Origin of the sequence: Citrobacter sp. KTE151, assembly GCF_000398845.1 — a bacterium.
GTDB lineage: Bacteria > Pseudomonadota > Gammaproteobacteria > Enterobacterales > Enterobacteriaceae > Citrobacter > Citrobacter braakii.
On sequence record NZ_KB976065.1, the window covers coordinates 367,889 to 382,901 of the forward strand.

At 52.3% G+C, this 15,013-nt stretch carries 14 protein-coding genes, 1 tRNA gene and 2 pseudogenes; 3 read left to right on the forward strand and 14 right to left on the reverse strand.

The window, feature by feature from the left end; translation table 11 throughout:
- Window positions 1–86: 86 nt before the first annotated feature.
- The 5 genes and pseudogenes from WC7_RS26410 to actS all read right to left on the reverse strand — a co-directional run.
- Window positions 87–955 (reverse strand): annotated as a pseudogene (locus WC7_RS26410) (IS3 family transposase); the annotation flags it as partial.
- Window positions 956–1,028: 73 nt separating this feature from the next.
- Window positions 1,029–1,499, reverse strand: a pseudogene (locus WC7_RS06920) (DUF4145 domain-containing protein); the annotation flags it as partial.
- Window positions 1,492–3,105 carry a site-specific integrase gene (locus WC7_RS06915; protein ID WP_016154341.1) on the reverse strand — a complete coding sequence of 538 codons (1,614 nt, stop codon included), beginning with the start codon at window positions 3,103–3,105 and terminating at the stop codon, window positions 1,492–1,494. The pseudogene WC7_RS06920 and the gene WC7_RS06915, both read right to left, overlap by 8 nt.
- 114 nt (window positions 3,106–3,219) lie before the next feature.
- A tRNA-Gly gene (locus tag WC7_RS06910) sits at window positions 3,220–3,293 on the reverse strand.
- A gap of 79 nt (window positions 3,294–3,372) precedes the next feature.
- On the reverse strand, window positions 3,373–4,131 hold the full coding sequence (gene actS, locus WC7_RS06905) for an amidase activator ActS (RefSeq protein WP_016154342.1): 759 nt from the start codon (window positions 4,129–4,131) through the stop codon (window positions 3,373–3,375).
- Window positions 4,132–4,297: 166 nt separating this feature from the next.
- Between actS and idi the strand changes: the two genes are divergently transcribed.
- The gene (gene idi, locus WC7_RS06900; protein ID WP_016154343.1) at window positions 4,298–4,846 is read left to right on the forward strand and encodes an isopentenyl-diphosphate Delta-isomerase; all 549 of its coding nucleotides are present in this window, start codon (window positions 4,298–4,300) and stop codon (window positions 4,844–4,846) included.
- 85 nt (window positions 4,847–4,931) lie between these two features.
- Here the strand turns inward: idi and lysS are convergent, their stop codons facing one another.
- The 5 genes from lysS to xerD all read right to left on the reverse strand — a co-directional run bounded on the left by lysS (window position 4,932) and on the right by xerD (window position 11,147).
- Window positions 4,932–6,449 carry a lysine--tRNA ligase gene (lysS, locus tag WC7_RS06895; RefSeq protein WP_005123357.1) on the reverse strand — a complete coding sequence of 506 codons (1,518 nt, stop codon included), beginning with the start codon at window positions 6,447–6,449 and terminating at the stop codon, window positions 4,932–4,934.
- 9 nt (window positions 6,450–6,458) lie between these two features.
- A protein-coding gene (prfB, locus tag WC7_RS06890; RefSeq protein ID WP_100250065.1) for a peptide chain release factor 2 occupies window positions 6,459–7,557 on the reverse strand; the annotation gives its coding sequence in 2 pieces (ribosomal slippage) (window positions 6,459–7,481 and window positions 7,483–7,557; 1,098 coding nt in all).
- Between the two features lie 217 nt (window positions 7,558–7,774).
- Complete coding sequence (gene recJ, locus WC7_RS06885; protein ID WP_016154344.1) at window positions 7,775–9,508, reverse strand: single-stranded-DNA-specific exonuclease RecJ; 1,734 nt, start codon at window positions 9,506–9,508, stop codon at window positions 7,775–7,777.
- Between the two features lie 5 nt (window positions 9,509–9,513).
- A complete protein-coding gene (dsbC, locus tag WC7_RS06880) occupies window positions 9,514–10,227 on the reverse strand; it encodes a bifunctional protein-disulfide isomerase/oxidoreductase DsbC (RefSeq protein ID WP_016154345.1) in 714 nt (237 codons plus the stop codon).
- 23 nt (window positions 10,228–10,250) lie between these two features.
- Window positions 10,251–11,147 carry a site-specific tyrosine recombinase XerD gene (gene xerD / locus WC7_RS06875; RefSeq protein ID WP_016154346.1) on the reverse strand — a complete coding sequence of 299 codons (897 nt, stop codon included), beginning with the start codon at window positions 11,145–11,147 and terminating at the stop codon, window positions 10,251–10,253.
- 113 nt (window positions 11,148–11,260) lie between these two features.
- Between xerD and fldB the strand changes: the two genes are divergently transcribed.
- On the forward strand, window positions 11,261–11,782 hold the full coding sequence (gene fldB, locus WC7_RS06870; RefSeq protein WP_016154347.1) for a flavodoxin FldB: 522 nt from the start codon (window positions 11,261–11,263) through the stop codon (window positions 11,780–11,782).
- 100 nt (window positions 11,783–11,882) lie between these two features.
- Here the strand turns inward: fldB and WC7_RS06865 are convergent, their stop codons facing one another.
- Both WC7_RS06865 and sdhE read right to left on the reverse strand, forming a co-directional pair.
- Window positions 11,883–12,290, reverse strand: coding sequence for a protein YgfX (locus WC7_RS06865; protein ID WP_016154348.1), 408 nt, complete (start codon window positions 12,288–12,290; stop codon window positions 11,883–11,885).
- Window positions 12,271–12,537, reverse strand: a complete 267-nt coding sequence (gene sdhE / locus WC7_RS06860; protein WP_016154349.1) for an FAD assembly factor SdhE — start codon at window positions 12,535–12,537, stop codon at window positions 12,271–12,273. The genes WC7_RS06865 and sdhE overlap by 20 nt, the downstream gene beginning before the upstream one ends.
- A gap of 257 nt (window positions 12,538–12,794) precedes the next feature.
- Here sdhE and ygfZ point away from each other — a divergent pair, with 257 nt between their 5' ends.
- On the forward strand, window positions 12,795–13,775 hold the full coding sequence (gene ygfZ, locus WC7_RS06855; RefSeq protein ID WP_016154350.1) for a tRNA-modifying protein YgfZ: 981 nt from the start codon (window positions 12,795–12,797) through the stop codon (window positions 13,773–13,775).
- Between the two features lie 79 nt (window positions 13,776–13,854).
- Here ygfZ and WC7_RS06850 read toward each other — a convergent pair whose 3' ends face one another.
- Both WC7_RS06850 and yqfB read right to left on the reverse strand, forming a co-directional pair.
- On the reverse strand, window positions 13,855–14,514 hold the full coding sequence (locus tag WC7_RS06850; RefSeq protein ID WP_016154351.1) for a PAQR family membrane homeostasis protein TrhA: 660 nt from the start codon (window positions 14,512–14,514) through the stop codon (window positions 13,855–13,857).
- A 163-nt stretch (window positions 14,515–14,677) separates the two neighbouring features.
- Window positions 14,678–14,989, reverse strand: coding sequence for a N(4)-acetylcytidine aminohydrolase (gene yqfB / locus WC7_RS06845; RefSeq protein ID WP_016154352.1), 312 nt, complete (start codon window positions 14,987–14,989; stop codon window positions 14,678–14,680).
- Window positions 14,990–15,013 lie beyond the last annotated feature (24 nt).

Sequence of the window (15,013 nt, forward strand, 5' to 3'; positions counted from 1 at the left end):
AGGATGCGGGAAGGTCTTCACTGCATCAGTAATCACACCAATCTGGTTAAACGGCAAACTAAGTGGTGGTAAAGACTGACATCGGCATTATTACTATCGCTGTGGAACATCACCCCGACGGGCTTACCACGGGTTTCCCATGCCATTTCCAGTGCTTTCATGGTAAGCCTGCTGTCCGGCGAGAACGACATGGCCCAGCCCACTGGTTTTCTTGCGAACAGGTCGAGAACAACGGCGAGGTACGCCCAGCGCTTACCCGTCCAGATATAGGTCACATCACCGCACCACACCTGATTTGGTTCCGTTACGGCGAACTGTCGCTCAAGATGATTCGGGATAGCAACGTGCTCATGACCGCCACGCTTATACCGGTGAGTCGGCTGCTGGCAACTGACCAGCCCCAGCTCTTTCATGAGTCTGCCAGCAAGCCAGCGCCCCATCTGGTAGCCTCTCTGGGTTGCCATTGTGGCGATGCTTCTTGCTCCGGCAGAGCCGTGGCTGATGTCATGCAGTTCAAGTACCTGGCTGCGTAATACAGCCCGTCTGCCGTCTGGCTTTTCAGGACGGTTTTTCCAGTATTTGTAGCTGCTGCGATGGACCCCGAACACATGGCAGAGAGTGGCCACAGGATAACGCGCCCTGAGTTTCCCGATTATCGAGAACTGTTCAGGGAGTCTGACATCAAGAGCGCGGTAGCCTTTTTTAATATTTCATTTTCCATTTCAATACGTTGTAGCTTTTTCCTGAGCTCACGGATTTCAATTTGTTCCGGGGTAATGGGGGAGGCTTTTGGTGTTTTTCCCTGCCGCTCATCACGTAATTGTTTCACCCATCGCGTCATTGTGGAAAGGCCGACATCCATAGCGCTGGCTGCATCTGCCACGGTGTAATTCTGGTCAACGACCAGTTGAGCGGATTCGCGTTTAAACTCTGCGCTGAAATTTCTTTTTTTCATTATGGCACCTGTGTTGTTCTGAGGTGAGCATATCACCTCTGTTCAGGTGGCCAAATTCAGTAAACCACTTCACTCCGGGATGGACCGCCTGATTCCCTACGATACGACAGATGTCTGCTGCTTGTTGAATGCGAGGAGGTAATCCTTTCTCCACGAGAGACTTTATGTCGGCGTTAATGTTGCTCCCCGGCTCGCCTAAGTGGACCATTAACTTCTGAAGACACAGACGGAGAAGCGCAGCGGCCCCTTTAGGAGACAGATTGACGATGCTTCTAGCCTCCATGTAGTCGGACTTACAGTCCTCCGGCATGTCAGGGCTGGGCATTTCGACATCAGTTGATGCCGGGATTATCAACCGCTCATCACACCAATAAGCCTCCTCTGAGCAGCACAGGCACACTGAAACGTACATCTTAGTAAATAGGTCAAGAGCAATTCCCACCCGAGTCCCCTTTAAGGGGAGCCATTCATGCTTTGAGTAAACATTGCAATAAGGACAATTGAAAGCCGCAGCCCTAAATACAGCCGGATGATACTCAGCCATTGATACCAGTCTCCTTATAAATATCAGCCAGCACATTAACTAATCTATCCACTTCAACCTCTTTAGCGTATCGGTCATAGGTAATTGACCCAGAGCTATGCCCCATGACTGCCTGAGCATACGCCAATTCGACACCTTGTTGTTTTAACTGAGTCGCAACTGTATGTCTAAACGAATGGAACGCCAATCCGTCACGGTCAGCTACAACCTTAGGTAACAGCGTACGGTTAAACCATTTACTCACCTGCTCACCGTAACCGTTCTTCATTAGGCGCAAACCATCAAAGACCATAGCGTCATCACCACCAGAGCCTCTACGGGTCTCTACAAGCGCCATAAAGTCAGCCAATACAAAACCATAGGCACCATCGACCAGAGGCACACAGCGATCACTGTGAGCGTTCTTGATACTCTTACCGGGTAGGCTGCTGTCATCCTCATTGATATGAATATAAACGGTCCCGGCCTCGGTGGTCCTAACGTCCTTGACCTGAAGTTGTGCGACTTCATTAAGCCTTGCCCCAGTGATAGCAGCCAAAGCGGTAACGTAGTAGTGATAAGGTTTGCCAGAAGTCTTCTGAGAGTATGACTTAGCGGCAACCAGTAGTTGCCCCACCTGCTCCGTAGAGAAGGCGTTACGGGCCTCAGAGGCTTTACGCTGGGGAACCTTAAGTTCCAACCCCTCAGTCATGTTCTTTTTAATCAAGTCATTACGCACAGCCCACTTAAAGACAGCCGCCATCTTGATGAGATACTTATTATTGATGGTAACGACATCCAGACAATCAGTCTTATCATCACGGCTTAGCAGGTCAGCCAATGAGGCATCCTTGAAGCGCTGCTTACGGTTCTTAGGTAACTGCTGGAGCACATCACGAACTCTGAGCATGTCTGCTCTACTGGCTTCAGCATTGAGACCCAGATGGTCGAATATTTCGATTAACGCAGCGTGTGACGCTTTGTTTTCCCTTAAGGTGGCGGGCTTCCAGTTCTGAGCGTTCTCCGCTTCGTATTGCTCAAAGAGGCACGCTACGGTGACGCTAGGCGTGACTTCTGGTTTTACTTCTGGAGCACTAACAGATAAGGACACAGAGGCTTGGTCATCTTGCCGATCAATATCATCAAAACGATCGACGTAATCTATCAGAGGCCGACTGTCTCCCGCATCGATACGCTTCATACAGGCCTTAAGCACTCCCAAAGCCTCGTGAATGTAACGATGCTGGTCAATGCTAAGGGGTTCACAGGCTAGTGCATCAACAAGGTTCCCACCAAGTTCTGAATAAAGCCCGCTATATGTTTCCCTCATGTCAGGCTCGAAGAGGTCAGAGCGGCCCGTCGATAGTTCCCACTCAGCGATGTCCTTAAGGTGGCCCCTCATCTCCTCATAGGTAGCGTTGGGTCTGTCTGCGTGTATTGCCTTGAGTGCTGCCTTGATGTGCCTTGAGTGAGCCATAGCGGTACGTCTATCCTTGGTCCGTAATGATACTGAGGTCATTCTATCATTGTTTGATTGTCTGACCCGAAGACGGAAGTAGTAGACGCCGTTACGCTGGTAGAGATAGGAGACGGCTGGAAGTTTGTGACTGCTGGATAGCTGAATCATATGTCTGTATGCCCTGAGAGGGTTACACAGTGGGTTACAGTAAGTAACTCTGCAAGGAGGCTTTAAGCCATATCCCAAGGGATTCAGTAGGTTAGAATACTTTAAGAAGTGTCATGGAGCGGGCGAAGGGAATCGAACCCTCGTATAGAGCTTGGGAAGCTCTCGTTCTACCATTGAACTACGCCCGCATTGGATTGCGTAAGGGATTATAAACCTTACGCTCTTCTTGGCAAGGGACTAACTGACTGACTGGCGATTAATTCACCGTCAGCATTTTGGCTTACTGCCCTGCGGTGGCAAATAACGCAGCGGATCGATAGCCGTCGCCCGATAGCGGATCTGGAAATGCAGCCGCACCGTGGTCGCATCCGAGCTGCCCATCGTCGCGATCTTCTGCCCGGCTTTCACGTTTTGACCGTTGTTCACCAACATGGTGTCATTATGCGCATACGCAGTGATGTAGTCCTCACTGTGCTTAATCATAATGAGATTACCGTAACCACGCAGCTGATTACCGACATAAACCACCTTCCCGGCTCCGGCGGCATAAATCGGCGTACCGCGCGCAGCTGAGATATCAATGCCTTTATTGCCGCCGTCCGCGGTTGAATAAGGCAGAATCACTTTACCGCTGGCAGGCCACTGCCAGCAACGCTGTCCGACCGGTGGCCAAGAGGACTGCGGTACGGACGAAGATGGTCTGACCGCCGCCGTTTTGGTTGAGGATTTCTTAGTTGTTTTGCCAGAGCCTGAACTGGTTTTTGCGCCGCCGCTGACCTTCAGCTTTTGCCCCACTTCAATGGTATAGGGCGGTGAAATATTATTCAGGCGTGCAAGCTCTTTTACGCTGGTCCCGGTGGCGCGCGAAATACGGTATAGCGTATCTCCCCGCTTCACGGTATACACGGAGCCGGAATAACTTCCTGTATCAGACGACTTGCTCCCGGAACAGCCTGCTAACAGCAGACCGACACACAGCAGCATCGCGATACTCAGGCCATTTTTCTTCAGGCGTCCTGCACTCAAAACAATACCTCGCAACATTTTCAGACGCTTTATCATAGCAGCCAGAAACCGGATGCCAAATCATATCGCGCAACGAAGCGTCGACTCTGGCATTTCACACCCTCTGTTAATCATTCTGACTTAATAAAGCATATAATGTGAATGCTTAAGATTGATGGTGGACGCGATGCGACAGGAACATGTCATTTTATTGAATGAGCAGGGCCAGCCCTGTGGAACACTGGAAAAGTATGCGGCGCATACCGCCACAACCCCCCTGCACTCTGCTTTCTCATGCTGGATATTTAACGAGCAGGGTCAACTGCTGGTCACCCGCCGTTCGCTGCACAAAAAAGCCTGGCCAGGCGTCTGGACCAACTCTGTCTGCGGTCACCCGCAGTTGGGTGAAACCACCGAAGCCGCTATTATCCGCCGGGCTTGCTTCGAACTGGGTGCAGACATCGACTCGCTCAGCCCCGTGTATGCTGATTTTCGTTATTGCGCAACGGACCCGAGTGGAATAGTGGAAAACGAAGTATGCCCGGTTTATGCCGCACATATCGTCAGTGAGCTACAGCTAAACCCAGATGAAGTGATGGATTCCCAGTGGAGCAAGCTTGAGGATGTTTTAAGCGGGATTGACGCGACGCCGTGGGCTTTTAGCCCGTGGATGGTAATGCAGGTTTCAGACGTTAAGGCGCGAGAGTTACTGCGCAAGTTTGCCAACGGGAATTGATTGCCTGACGGGGCTACGCCCATCAGGCCTACATAACGCATTGTAGGCCTGATAAGGCATCAGCCGCCATCCGGCATTTCACATCTTACTTAACCGGGCGCATTGCCGGGAACAGGATTACGTCGCGGATAGTATGGCTGTTTGTGAACAGCATAACCATACGGTCGATACCAATGCCCAGGCCCGCAGTCGGCGGCAGACCGTGTTCCAGAGCGGTAACATAGTCTTCGTCGTAGAACATCGCTTCGTCGTCACCTGCATCTTTGGCGTTAACCTGATCCTGGAAACGCTGCGCCTGGTCTTCTGCATCGTTCAGCTCGCTGAAGCCGTTACCGATTTCACGTCCGCCAATGAAGAATTCGAAGCGATCGGTGATTTCCGGATTTTCATCATTACGACGCGCCAGCGGAGAAACTTCTGCCGGGTACTCGGTAATGAAGGTCGGTTGAATCAGGTGCGCTTCTGCAACTTCTTCAAAAATTTCGGTCACGATACGGCCCAGACCCCAGCTCTTCTCAACTTTGATGCCGATAGATTCCGCAATCGCTTTTGCAGAATCGAAGTTATCCAGATCGGCCATGTTGGTTTCCGGACGGTATTTCTGAATCGCTTCGCGCATCGTCAGTTTTTCGAACGGCTTACCAAAGTCAAAGACTTCTTCGCCGTAAGGCACTTCAGTCGTTCCCAGAACGTTCTGCGCCAGCGTACGGAACAGCGATTCGGTCAGTTCGATCAGATCTTTGTAGTCCGCATAAGCCATGTAGAGTTCCATCATGGTGAACTCTGGATTATGGCGAACAGAGATGCCTTCGTTACGGAAGTTACGGTTAATTTCGAATACGCGTTCGAAGCCGCCAACCACCAGGCGCTTGAGGTACAGTTCCGGCGCGATACGCAGGTACATGTCCAGATCCAGCGCGTTATGATGGGTGATAAACGGACGCGCTGCCGCCCCGCCAGGGATCACCTGCATCATCGGGGTTTCAACTTCCATAAAGCCACGACCAACCATGAACTGGCGGATACCAGCCATAATCTGTGAACGCACTTTAAAGGTATTGCGGGATTCATCGTTAGAGATGAGGTCCAGGTAGCGTTGACGATAGCGCGCTTCCTGATCCTGCAGACCGTGGAATTTATCAGGCAATGGGCGCAACGCTTTCGTCAGCAGACGCAGCTCGGTACAGTGGATAGACAGCTCACCGGTCTTGGTCTTGAACAACTTACCTTTCGCGCCGAGGATATCGCCCAGATCCCATTTTTTGAACTGCTCGTTGTAGACGCCTTCCGGCAGATCGTCGCGAGCAACGTACAACTGAATGCGGCCGCCAACATCCTGCAGCGTAACGAATGATGCTTTACCCATAATACGGCGGGTCATCATACGGCCAGCAACGGAAACCTCAATGTTCAGCGCTTCCAGCTCTTCGTTTTCTTTCGCGTCGAAGTCAGCATGCAGTTGGTCTGAGGTATGATCGCGACGGAAATCGTTCGGGAAGGGGATCCCCTGCTCGCGCAGGCTCGCCAGCTTCTCACGGCGCGTTTTCAGTTCATTGTTAAGGTCGGCTACCGCGTCAGCGCCCTGTACGTGTTGTTCAGACATGTTGGTTCCTCATAACCCTGCTTTCAAACTTGCTTCGATAAATTGATCCAGGCTGCCATCCAGCACCGCCTGCGTGTTGCGGGTTTCAACCCCGGTACGCAGATCTTTGATGCGGGAGTCATCAAGGACATAAGAACGAATCTGGCTACCCCAGCCGATATCTGATTTAGTATCTTCCATCGCCTGTTTCTCGGCATTCTTCTTCTGCATTTCCAGTTCATAAAGCTTCGCTTTCATCTGCTTCATGGCCTGGTCTTTGTTCTTGTGCTGGGAACGGTCGTTCTGACACTGCGTCACAATCCCAGTCGGGATGTGGGTGATACGCACCGCAGATTCGGTACGGTTAACGTGCTGACCGCCCGCACCAGAAGCGCGGTAAACGTCAATACGCAGGTCCGCCGGGTTGATATCGATATCAATATCATCGTCAACTTCCGGGTAGACAAACGCAGAGCTGAACGACGTATGGCGACGACCGCCGGAGTCGAATGGGCTTTTGCGCACCAGGCGATGTACACCGGTTTCGGTACGCAGCCAACCGTAAGCATATTCGCCAGCAATTCTGATGGTCACGGATTTAATACCCGCCACTTCACCTTCAGATTCTTCAATAATTTCAGTCTTAAAGCCGCGCGCTTCGGCCCAACGCAGGTACATACGCATCAGCATGCTTGCCCAGTCCTGTGCTTCCGTACCGCCTGAGCCAGCCTGAATATCGAGATAGCAATCTGCGCTATCATATTCACCGGAGAACATACGACGGAATTCCAGCTGGGCCAGCTTATCTTCCAGCGTATCAAGTTCTGCTACGGCTTCGTTAAAGGTTTCTTCGTCGTCGGCTTCTACAGCCAATTCCAGCAGGCCGGAGACATCTTCCAGGCCCTGGCTCATCTGATCGAGCGTATCGACGATGGCCTCAAGGGAGGAACGCTCTTTACCCAGCGCCTGCGCGCGTTCGGGTTCGTTCCATACGTCCGGCTGTTCCAGCTCGGCGTTTACTTCTTCCAGACGCTCTTTCTTGGCATCATAGTCAAAGATACCCCCTAAGAACGTTAGAGCGCTCCGTGAGGTCCTGAATGCGGTTATTTACCGGATTAATTTCAAACATTGTCTGATTTCTTTTATTGGACTAGTCAAAATGCGGTTATAAGAGCGGGATTGTAACTAATCCACACCCTTTTTTATAGCGAATATACACATCATCCTTCAAGCTGCCTCTTTGTTGGCTGCGCGATTTCGCCCCAGTCACGTACTACTCATACGCTCATGGAGACTCATCCACTTGCCGCCTCGATGCTGCTTGAATGATTTTGTGTAAAGTGACGCTAAAGTGGCCAGATATTATCGATTATAATCTGCAGGCTGCGGTTGCCGCGAAACTCATTAATATCCAGTTTGTAGGCAAGCTGAACTTCGCGAACACCGTTATCCGGCCAGCAGGTGGTATCAACGTTAAAGGCAATACCGTCCAGCAACGGTCCACCACCGACGGGCTCCACCATCACCTTCAGATGACGCTCACCGACCAGACGCTGCTGGAGCAGACGGAAATGCCCGTCAAACAGCGGTTCCGGGAACATTTGTCCCCACGGTCCGGCATCACGCAGCATTTGCGCGACCTCCATGGTCATCTCCGCCGCGCTCAGAGCACCGTCTGACACCACTTCGCCCTGCAGTAAGGCGGGGTCCAGCCACTCGGTTACCAGTTCGCCGAAACGCTGCTGGAAACGCTCAAACTGCGCCTCTTCCAGCGACAAACCCGCCGCCATAGCGTGACCGCCAAACTTGAGGATCATACCTGGATGAAGAGTGTCCAGCCGCTCCAGCGCATCGCGCATGTGCAACCCCTGAATCGAGCGCCCGGAGCCTTTCAGCGTACCGTCACCGGCCGGGGCAAACGCAATTACCGGACGGTGAAAGCGCTCTTTAATACGCGATGCCAGAATCCCCACCACTCCTTGATGCCACTCGGGATGGTACATCGCCAGACCGCCTGGTAGCGTATCGCTACTGCGTTCCAGCTTTTCACACAGAGTCAGCGCTTCCGCCTGCATACCCTGCTCGATCTCTTTACGCGTCTGGTTGAGTGCGTCCAGTTCATTGGCCAGCACGCGTGCTTCACCAATGTTGTCGCACAGCAACAGCGCCACGCCAACGGACATATCGTCCAGACGCCCCGCTGCATTCAGCCGTGGCCCGAGGGCAAAACCTAAATCACTGGCAGCCAATTTGAGTGGGTCGCGATTGGAAATCTCCAGCAGCGCTTTTATACCAGGGCGGCACTTTCCGGCACGAATACGGCTTAAGCCTTGCCACGTCAGAATGCGGTTATTGGCATCCAGCGGGACCACGTCGGCCACCGTGCCAAGCGCAACCAGATCGAGCAAATCCGCCAGGTTCGGCGGCGCAATTCCTCGTTCATCAAACCAGCCTTTGTCACGCAGGAAGGTGCGCAGCGCCAGCATCAGATAGAAGGCCACGCCAACGCCAGCCAGCGATTTAGACGGGAATTCACAATCGTGCAGGTTAGGATTGATGATCGCTTCAGCGCCCGGCAGCGTGTCCCCAGGCAGATGGTGATCGGTCACAACGACCGGGATCCCCAGCATTCTGGCATGTTCAACACCCGCATGGGACGAGATGCCGTTGTCGACGGTGACAATCAGCTGAGCGCCCCGGGCATGGGCCTGATCAACGACTTCCGGGCTTAATCCATAACCGTCTTCAAAACGATTAGGCACCAGGTAGTCCACGTTACTGCAGCCCAACGCGCGCATCGCCAGAATGCTGAGCGCGGTGCTGGTCGCGCCATCGGCGTCAAAATCGCCGACCACGATGATTCGGGTTCCTTCGCGAAAAGCGTTATAGAGGATTTCAACCGCTTTTTCGACACCGTTCAAATGCTGCCACGGCAGCATGCCTTTCACACTACGCTCAAGCTCCTGCGCGCTGCGCACGCCACGGCTGGCGTATAAACGGCGCAGCAATGGCGGCAAGTCGGCAGGTAGCTCGGCGGTCTCGTCGGCTTCACGCCGACGAAGTTGTATCTGTTGTTTCACGCGAATTATTTACCGCTGGTTTGTTTTGCATGTGCGTCGAGGAATTCTTTCATCTCTTTCGGGCCCTGATAGCCAGGCACTACATAGCCATTGCTCAGCACAATCGCCGGCGTACCGCTGACGCCAAACTGTACGCCCAGCGCGTAGTGGTTAGCGATGTCCACATTACAGGTCGCTGGCTTCACATCTTTGCCAGCCATGGCGTCGTCAAAGGCTTTGTTTTTGTCCTTCGCACACCAGATAGATTTCATGTCCTGCTCGGCCTGGCTTTCAAGTCCCTGACGAGGGAAGGCCAGATAGCGTACGGTGATCCCTAACGCATTGTAGTCTTTCATCTCTTCATGCAGCTTGTGGCAGTAGCCACAGGTGATGTCGGTGAAAACGGTAATGACGTGTTTTTCCTGCGGCGCTTTGTAGACGATCATCTCATTTTCCAGCGCGTTCAAATGCTTCATCAGCAGTTGGTTGGTGACGTTTACCGGGCTTGCACCGCTCACGTCATACATCGGTCCCTGAATAATATGTTTACCGTCTTCGGTAACGTACAACACGCCGCTATTGGTCAGTACAGTTTTCATGCCCGCAACCGGAGCAGACTGAATCTCGGTACTCTGAACACCCAGCTTCGCTAATGACTGGCGAATCGCCGCATCGTCTGCATGTACCATGCCGGAAAACGCCGTCGCCAGCAGGGTGAACATCATAAAACGTTTTTTCATAACCTATCCTTTCCTGTCAGCACTCACGCTCGCGGGTGATGCTGTTGATGTAGTTGCCGCAAGCGCTCCGTTGCGACATGAGTATAAATCTGCGTTGTCGAGAGGTCGCTATGCCCCAGTAGCATCTGCACCACGCGCAGGTCAGCGCCATGGTTGAGCAGATGCGTGGCAAACGCATGCCGCAGGACGTGCGGGGACAGCTTTTCGCTGTCGATTCCAGCCAACACAGCATAGTGTTTGATACGATGCCAGAAGGTTTGACGAGTCATCTGTTGCGCCCGCTGGCTGGGAAACAGCACATCTATTGATACACCGTTGAGCAACCACGGACGCCCATGCTCCAGGTACGTTTCCAGCCAGTACACCGCCTCCTCACCTAACGGGACAAGGCGCTCTTTATTACCTTTACCGATCACCCGAACCACGCCCTGACGCAGGCTGACGTCACTCATCGTCAGCCCCACCAGTTCAGACACGCGCAGGCCTGTGGCATACAATACTTCCAGCATGGCTTTGTCGCGAAGTTCCAGCGGTTGTTCTATCAGCGGCGCCTGCAGAAGTCGTTCGACCTGTGCTTCGCTGAGATCTTTGGGCAGACGCTGCGGAAGTTTAGGTGATGCAAGCGAGGCGCTGGGGTCATCTTCGCGATATTTTTCACGGTACAGATGCTGAAAAAAACGCCGCATTGCACTGAGCAAGCGTGCGGAACTGGTGGCTTTATATCCCCCATCCATCCGCTCAGCCAGCAATGCTTGCAGGTCATCACTCTGCGCGGTCGCAAGCGAGGCGCCGCGGTGATGTAGCCATTCGACAAGCATGGTCAGATCGCGACGATACGCACTTAGCGTGTTTTCCGCCAGATTTCGTTCCAGCCACAGGGCATCAAGAAACTGCTCGATGCGTGCCAGATCCTGTTCCACTCGCGCCCCTTATTTCACTCTCATTTTTGATGCATTATGCCTCATTGTGCCGAGAATGCGGCGATTCTGTTACACTACCCGCAACGCTACAGCAGAATTGAGATGTTTACGTCATGAACATGGGTCTTTTTTACGGTTCCAGCACCTGCTATACCGAAATGGCAGCAGAAAAAATCCGCGATATCCTGGGTCCCGAACTGGTGACACTGCACAACCTCAAAGATGATTCCCCGACCTTAATGGAGCAGTATGACGTGCTCATTTTAGGCATCCCAACCTGGGATTTCGGTGAAATCCAAGAGGACTGGGAAGCGGTCTGGGAGCAACTGGACGACCTCAACCTGGAAGGCAAAATTGTTGCGCTTTACGGTATGGGCGATCAGTTGGGATACGGTGAATGGTTCCTGGATGCGCTGGGTATGCTGCACGATAAACTGGTCACCAAAGGCGTAAAATTTGTTGGTTACTGGCCAACCGAAGGGTATGAATTTACCAGCGATAAGCCCGTCATTGCCGATGGACAGCTGTTTGTTGGCCTGGCACTGGATGAAACAAACCAGTACGATCTCAGCGATGAACGCATTCAGGCCTGGTGCGAGCAAATCCTTGGTGAAATGGCCGAACACTGGTCCTGATAACCATTTTGCCGGATGTAGGCGTAAACGCCATATCCGGCCTACATGCCGCACCGAACCGTAGACCTTAACGCTGCACGCCATCAGGCATTCATCAGCATTATCCCTGCTTCGCCTGTTGCAGTATTAACCGCCGCAAATCCCGCCACTCCGCGTCATCCATACTGTCTGCCGCCAGCCACAAATGCTGACGTTTTCCGGCATCGGAACGTAAACGCAGCATCATGCCTGTTTTGACCATCCAGGGTGCGCTAGCAATAGTCCACTCTTGCCCTTGCCAGCGCAGACGACCGTCCATCAACAGCCGAATCTCGCCCTGACAGGCATTGATTCGGCGCTGGCTACGGACGCTATCGAACACCACCAGAGAGAGCAGAACCAGCCATAATGGGGTGTAGCTCAATGGCCAGGGCATCAATAAAATAAATACCGCGACCAGCCCATGAATGAGCAGCGAAAGCCATTGCGCGCGCCATGAAACGCGTAAATCAGATTGCCACTGGACCACGTTCCCGATTCCGTGTCTGGATAAGTCGCACCATCTGCTCTAGCTGAGCATCAGCCGGTTTCCCATGATTCATCAACCAGTTAAATAAGTCTGGATCATCACATTCTAGCAGACGGATAAAGATACGTTTTTCTTCGTCACTTAAGCTGTCATATTCATGTTCGAAAAACGGCATGATCGAGATGTCCAGCTCACGCATACCGCGACGGCATGCCCAATGAATACGTGCTTTGTTGTTAATATCCATGTTCTTCTTCCTGTCTCGCGAAAACGAAGTATCCCGCTATTGTAACGTGTTTTTCCCTCATATTTACGGGAATATCAGTAAACGGAAGCGTGCTCGCTAAATAAAACCACATTAAGTCAAAGGATTCAGCATTTTTGGATGTCTCCTCGCAAAGCTTAATATATGGCACAAATAGCCTGTTTAAACCGCTTGCAATGGGCCATAGCTCTTTTACCATTAGTCATTATCACTGCGTTAAGCAAATCAGGACATTAATTATGGCTTTTATATCTTTTCCTCCTCGCCAGCCTTTCGCGTCAACGCGCTTGCCTCTGACGCTAATGACGCTCGATGAATGGGCGCTCGCCACCATCACCGGTGTCGACAGTGAGAAGTATATTCAGGGTCAGGTCACAGCGGATGTCAGCCAGATGACTGAGCATCAGCACGTGTTGGCAGCACATTGTGACGCCAAAGGTAAAATGTGGAGCAACCTGCGTCTGTTCCGCCAGGGTGACGGTTTTGCATGGCTTGAGCGCCGTAGTCTGCGCGATGCGCAGCTCACCGAACTGAAAAAATATGCGGTCTTCTCGAAGGTGGCGATTGCCCCGGACGACGAGCGCGTACTGCTGGGCGTCGCGGGATTCCAGGCGCGTGCTGCGCTGGCCAATCTCTTTAGCGAATTACCAAACAGCGATAAACAGGTCATTACTGAAGGTTCTTCCACCATATTGTGGTTCGAACATCCCGCTGAGCGTTTCCTGCTGATCGTTGATGTTGCAACGGCGGAAACCCTGGTAGAGAAGCTGCGCGGTGAAGCGGAGTTAAATAACAGCCAACAGTGGCTGGCGCTGGATATCGAAGCAGGTATTCCGGTGATTGATACTGCCAACAGCGCACAGTTTATTCCGCAAGCCACCAATCTGCAGGCTCTGGGCGGGATCAGCTTTAAAAAAGGCTGCTATACCGGTCAGGAAATGGTTGCTCGTGCAAAATTCCGCGGAGCCAACAAACGTGCCATGTGGACGCTGGCAGGTGCGGCCAGTCGGGTACCGGAAGCAGGTGAAGACCTGGAGCTGAAAATGGGTGAGAACTGGCGCCGTACCGGCACCGTACTCGCCGCGGTGCAACTGGCGGATGGACAGGTACTGGTGCAGGTTGTGATGAATAACGACATGGAAGCCGACAGCGTGTTCCGCGTTCGTGACGACGCGAAAACGCTGCATATCGTACCGCTGCCTTATTCGCTGGAAGAGTAAATCGCCGGGTGGTGACTTTATCTTACCGGGTCACGAGTTTTAAAGACCCGGTAAGCACAGCACCGCTGGGTAATAATAATTACGCCTGCCCCACGTACAGGTAGATCGCCAGGAAATGGCAAACGCTGCCACCCAGCACAAAGCCGTGCCAGATCGCATGGTTGTATGGAATGCGCTTACAGACGTAGAAAATAACGCCCAGCGAATACACCACACCACCAACTGCCAGCAACGTCACACCACCCACCGCCAGCTTAACCGCCAGTTGATACACCACAATCAGCGATAGCCAGCCCATCGCCAGGTAGGTTACCAGCGACAGGACCTTAAACCGGTGCGCAATGGTCAGTTTGAATAAAATACCGAGCAGCGCCAGGCTCCAGATAACAATCATCAGTCCACGTGCCAGCGGCGAATCCAGCCCCACCAGCAGAAATGGCGTGTAGGTCCCGGCAATCAGCAGATAAATCGCGCAGTGGTCGAACTTTTTCAGCCAGACTTTCGCTCTTTGATGGGGGATCGCGTGATATAAAGTTGAGGCGAGGAACAGCAGGATCATGCTGCCGCCATACAGGCTATAGCTGGTTATCGCCATGGCGCTGGCGTTGGTATCCACTGCCTGAACCAGCAACAATACCAGTCCGACAATCCCAAACACCAGCCCGATACCGTGACTGATGCTATTGGCTATTTCCTCTGCCAGCGAATATCCCTGCGCAATTAATGGCTTCTGAACCATATTTTACTCCCGAGAAACGAACACTATCGTGATTGCTCCTCTAGCGTAACTGAGAATGGTTCCAGTGAACACCTGTTAGCTAAAATATTTGCCAACTAAATAACAATCCATAAAAATCATGATATTATATTTTAATATTCAGCTAACAGGCGTACCGTCAAAATCAAAGACATTTAAAATCAATCACATAAAATTGTGTTTGATCCGGGTAAATCTCGGCAATCACGTGTTTAAGTTCTTCTAGCGTCATATTTTCCTGGCGAGCATGTTTCTCCGTCAGCGTATCCAGCGTGACGGTTGAGGTGCCAACAACCTCAATCGTGCAGAAGTACCCCTCATCTTCGAAGCGCCCAACCCGTAGAATGTCACCGGCTTTGAAGTGTGATTCGGACTCGTCACGAATCGTAATGGTTTTGCGTCCGGCCAGAATGTCATCCTGGAAACGCTGAAAAAAAGTGATGTCATTTGGCTGCATGTTATTATTCCCTGTAGATGAAGT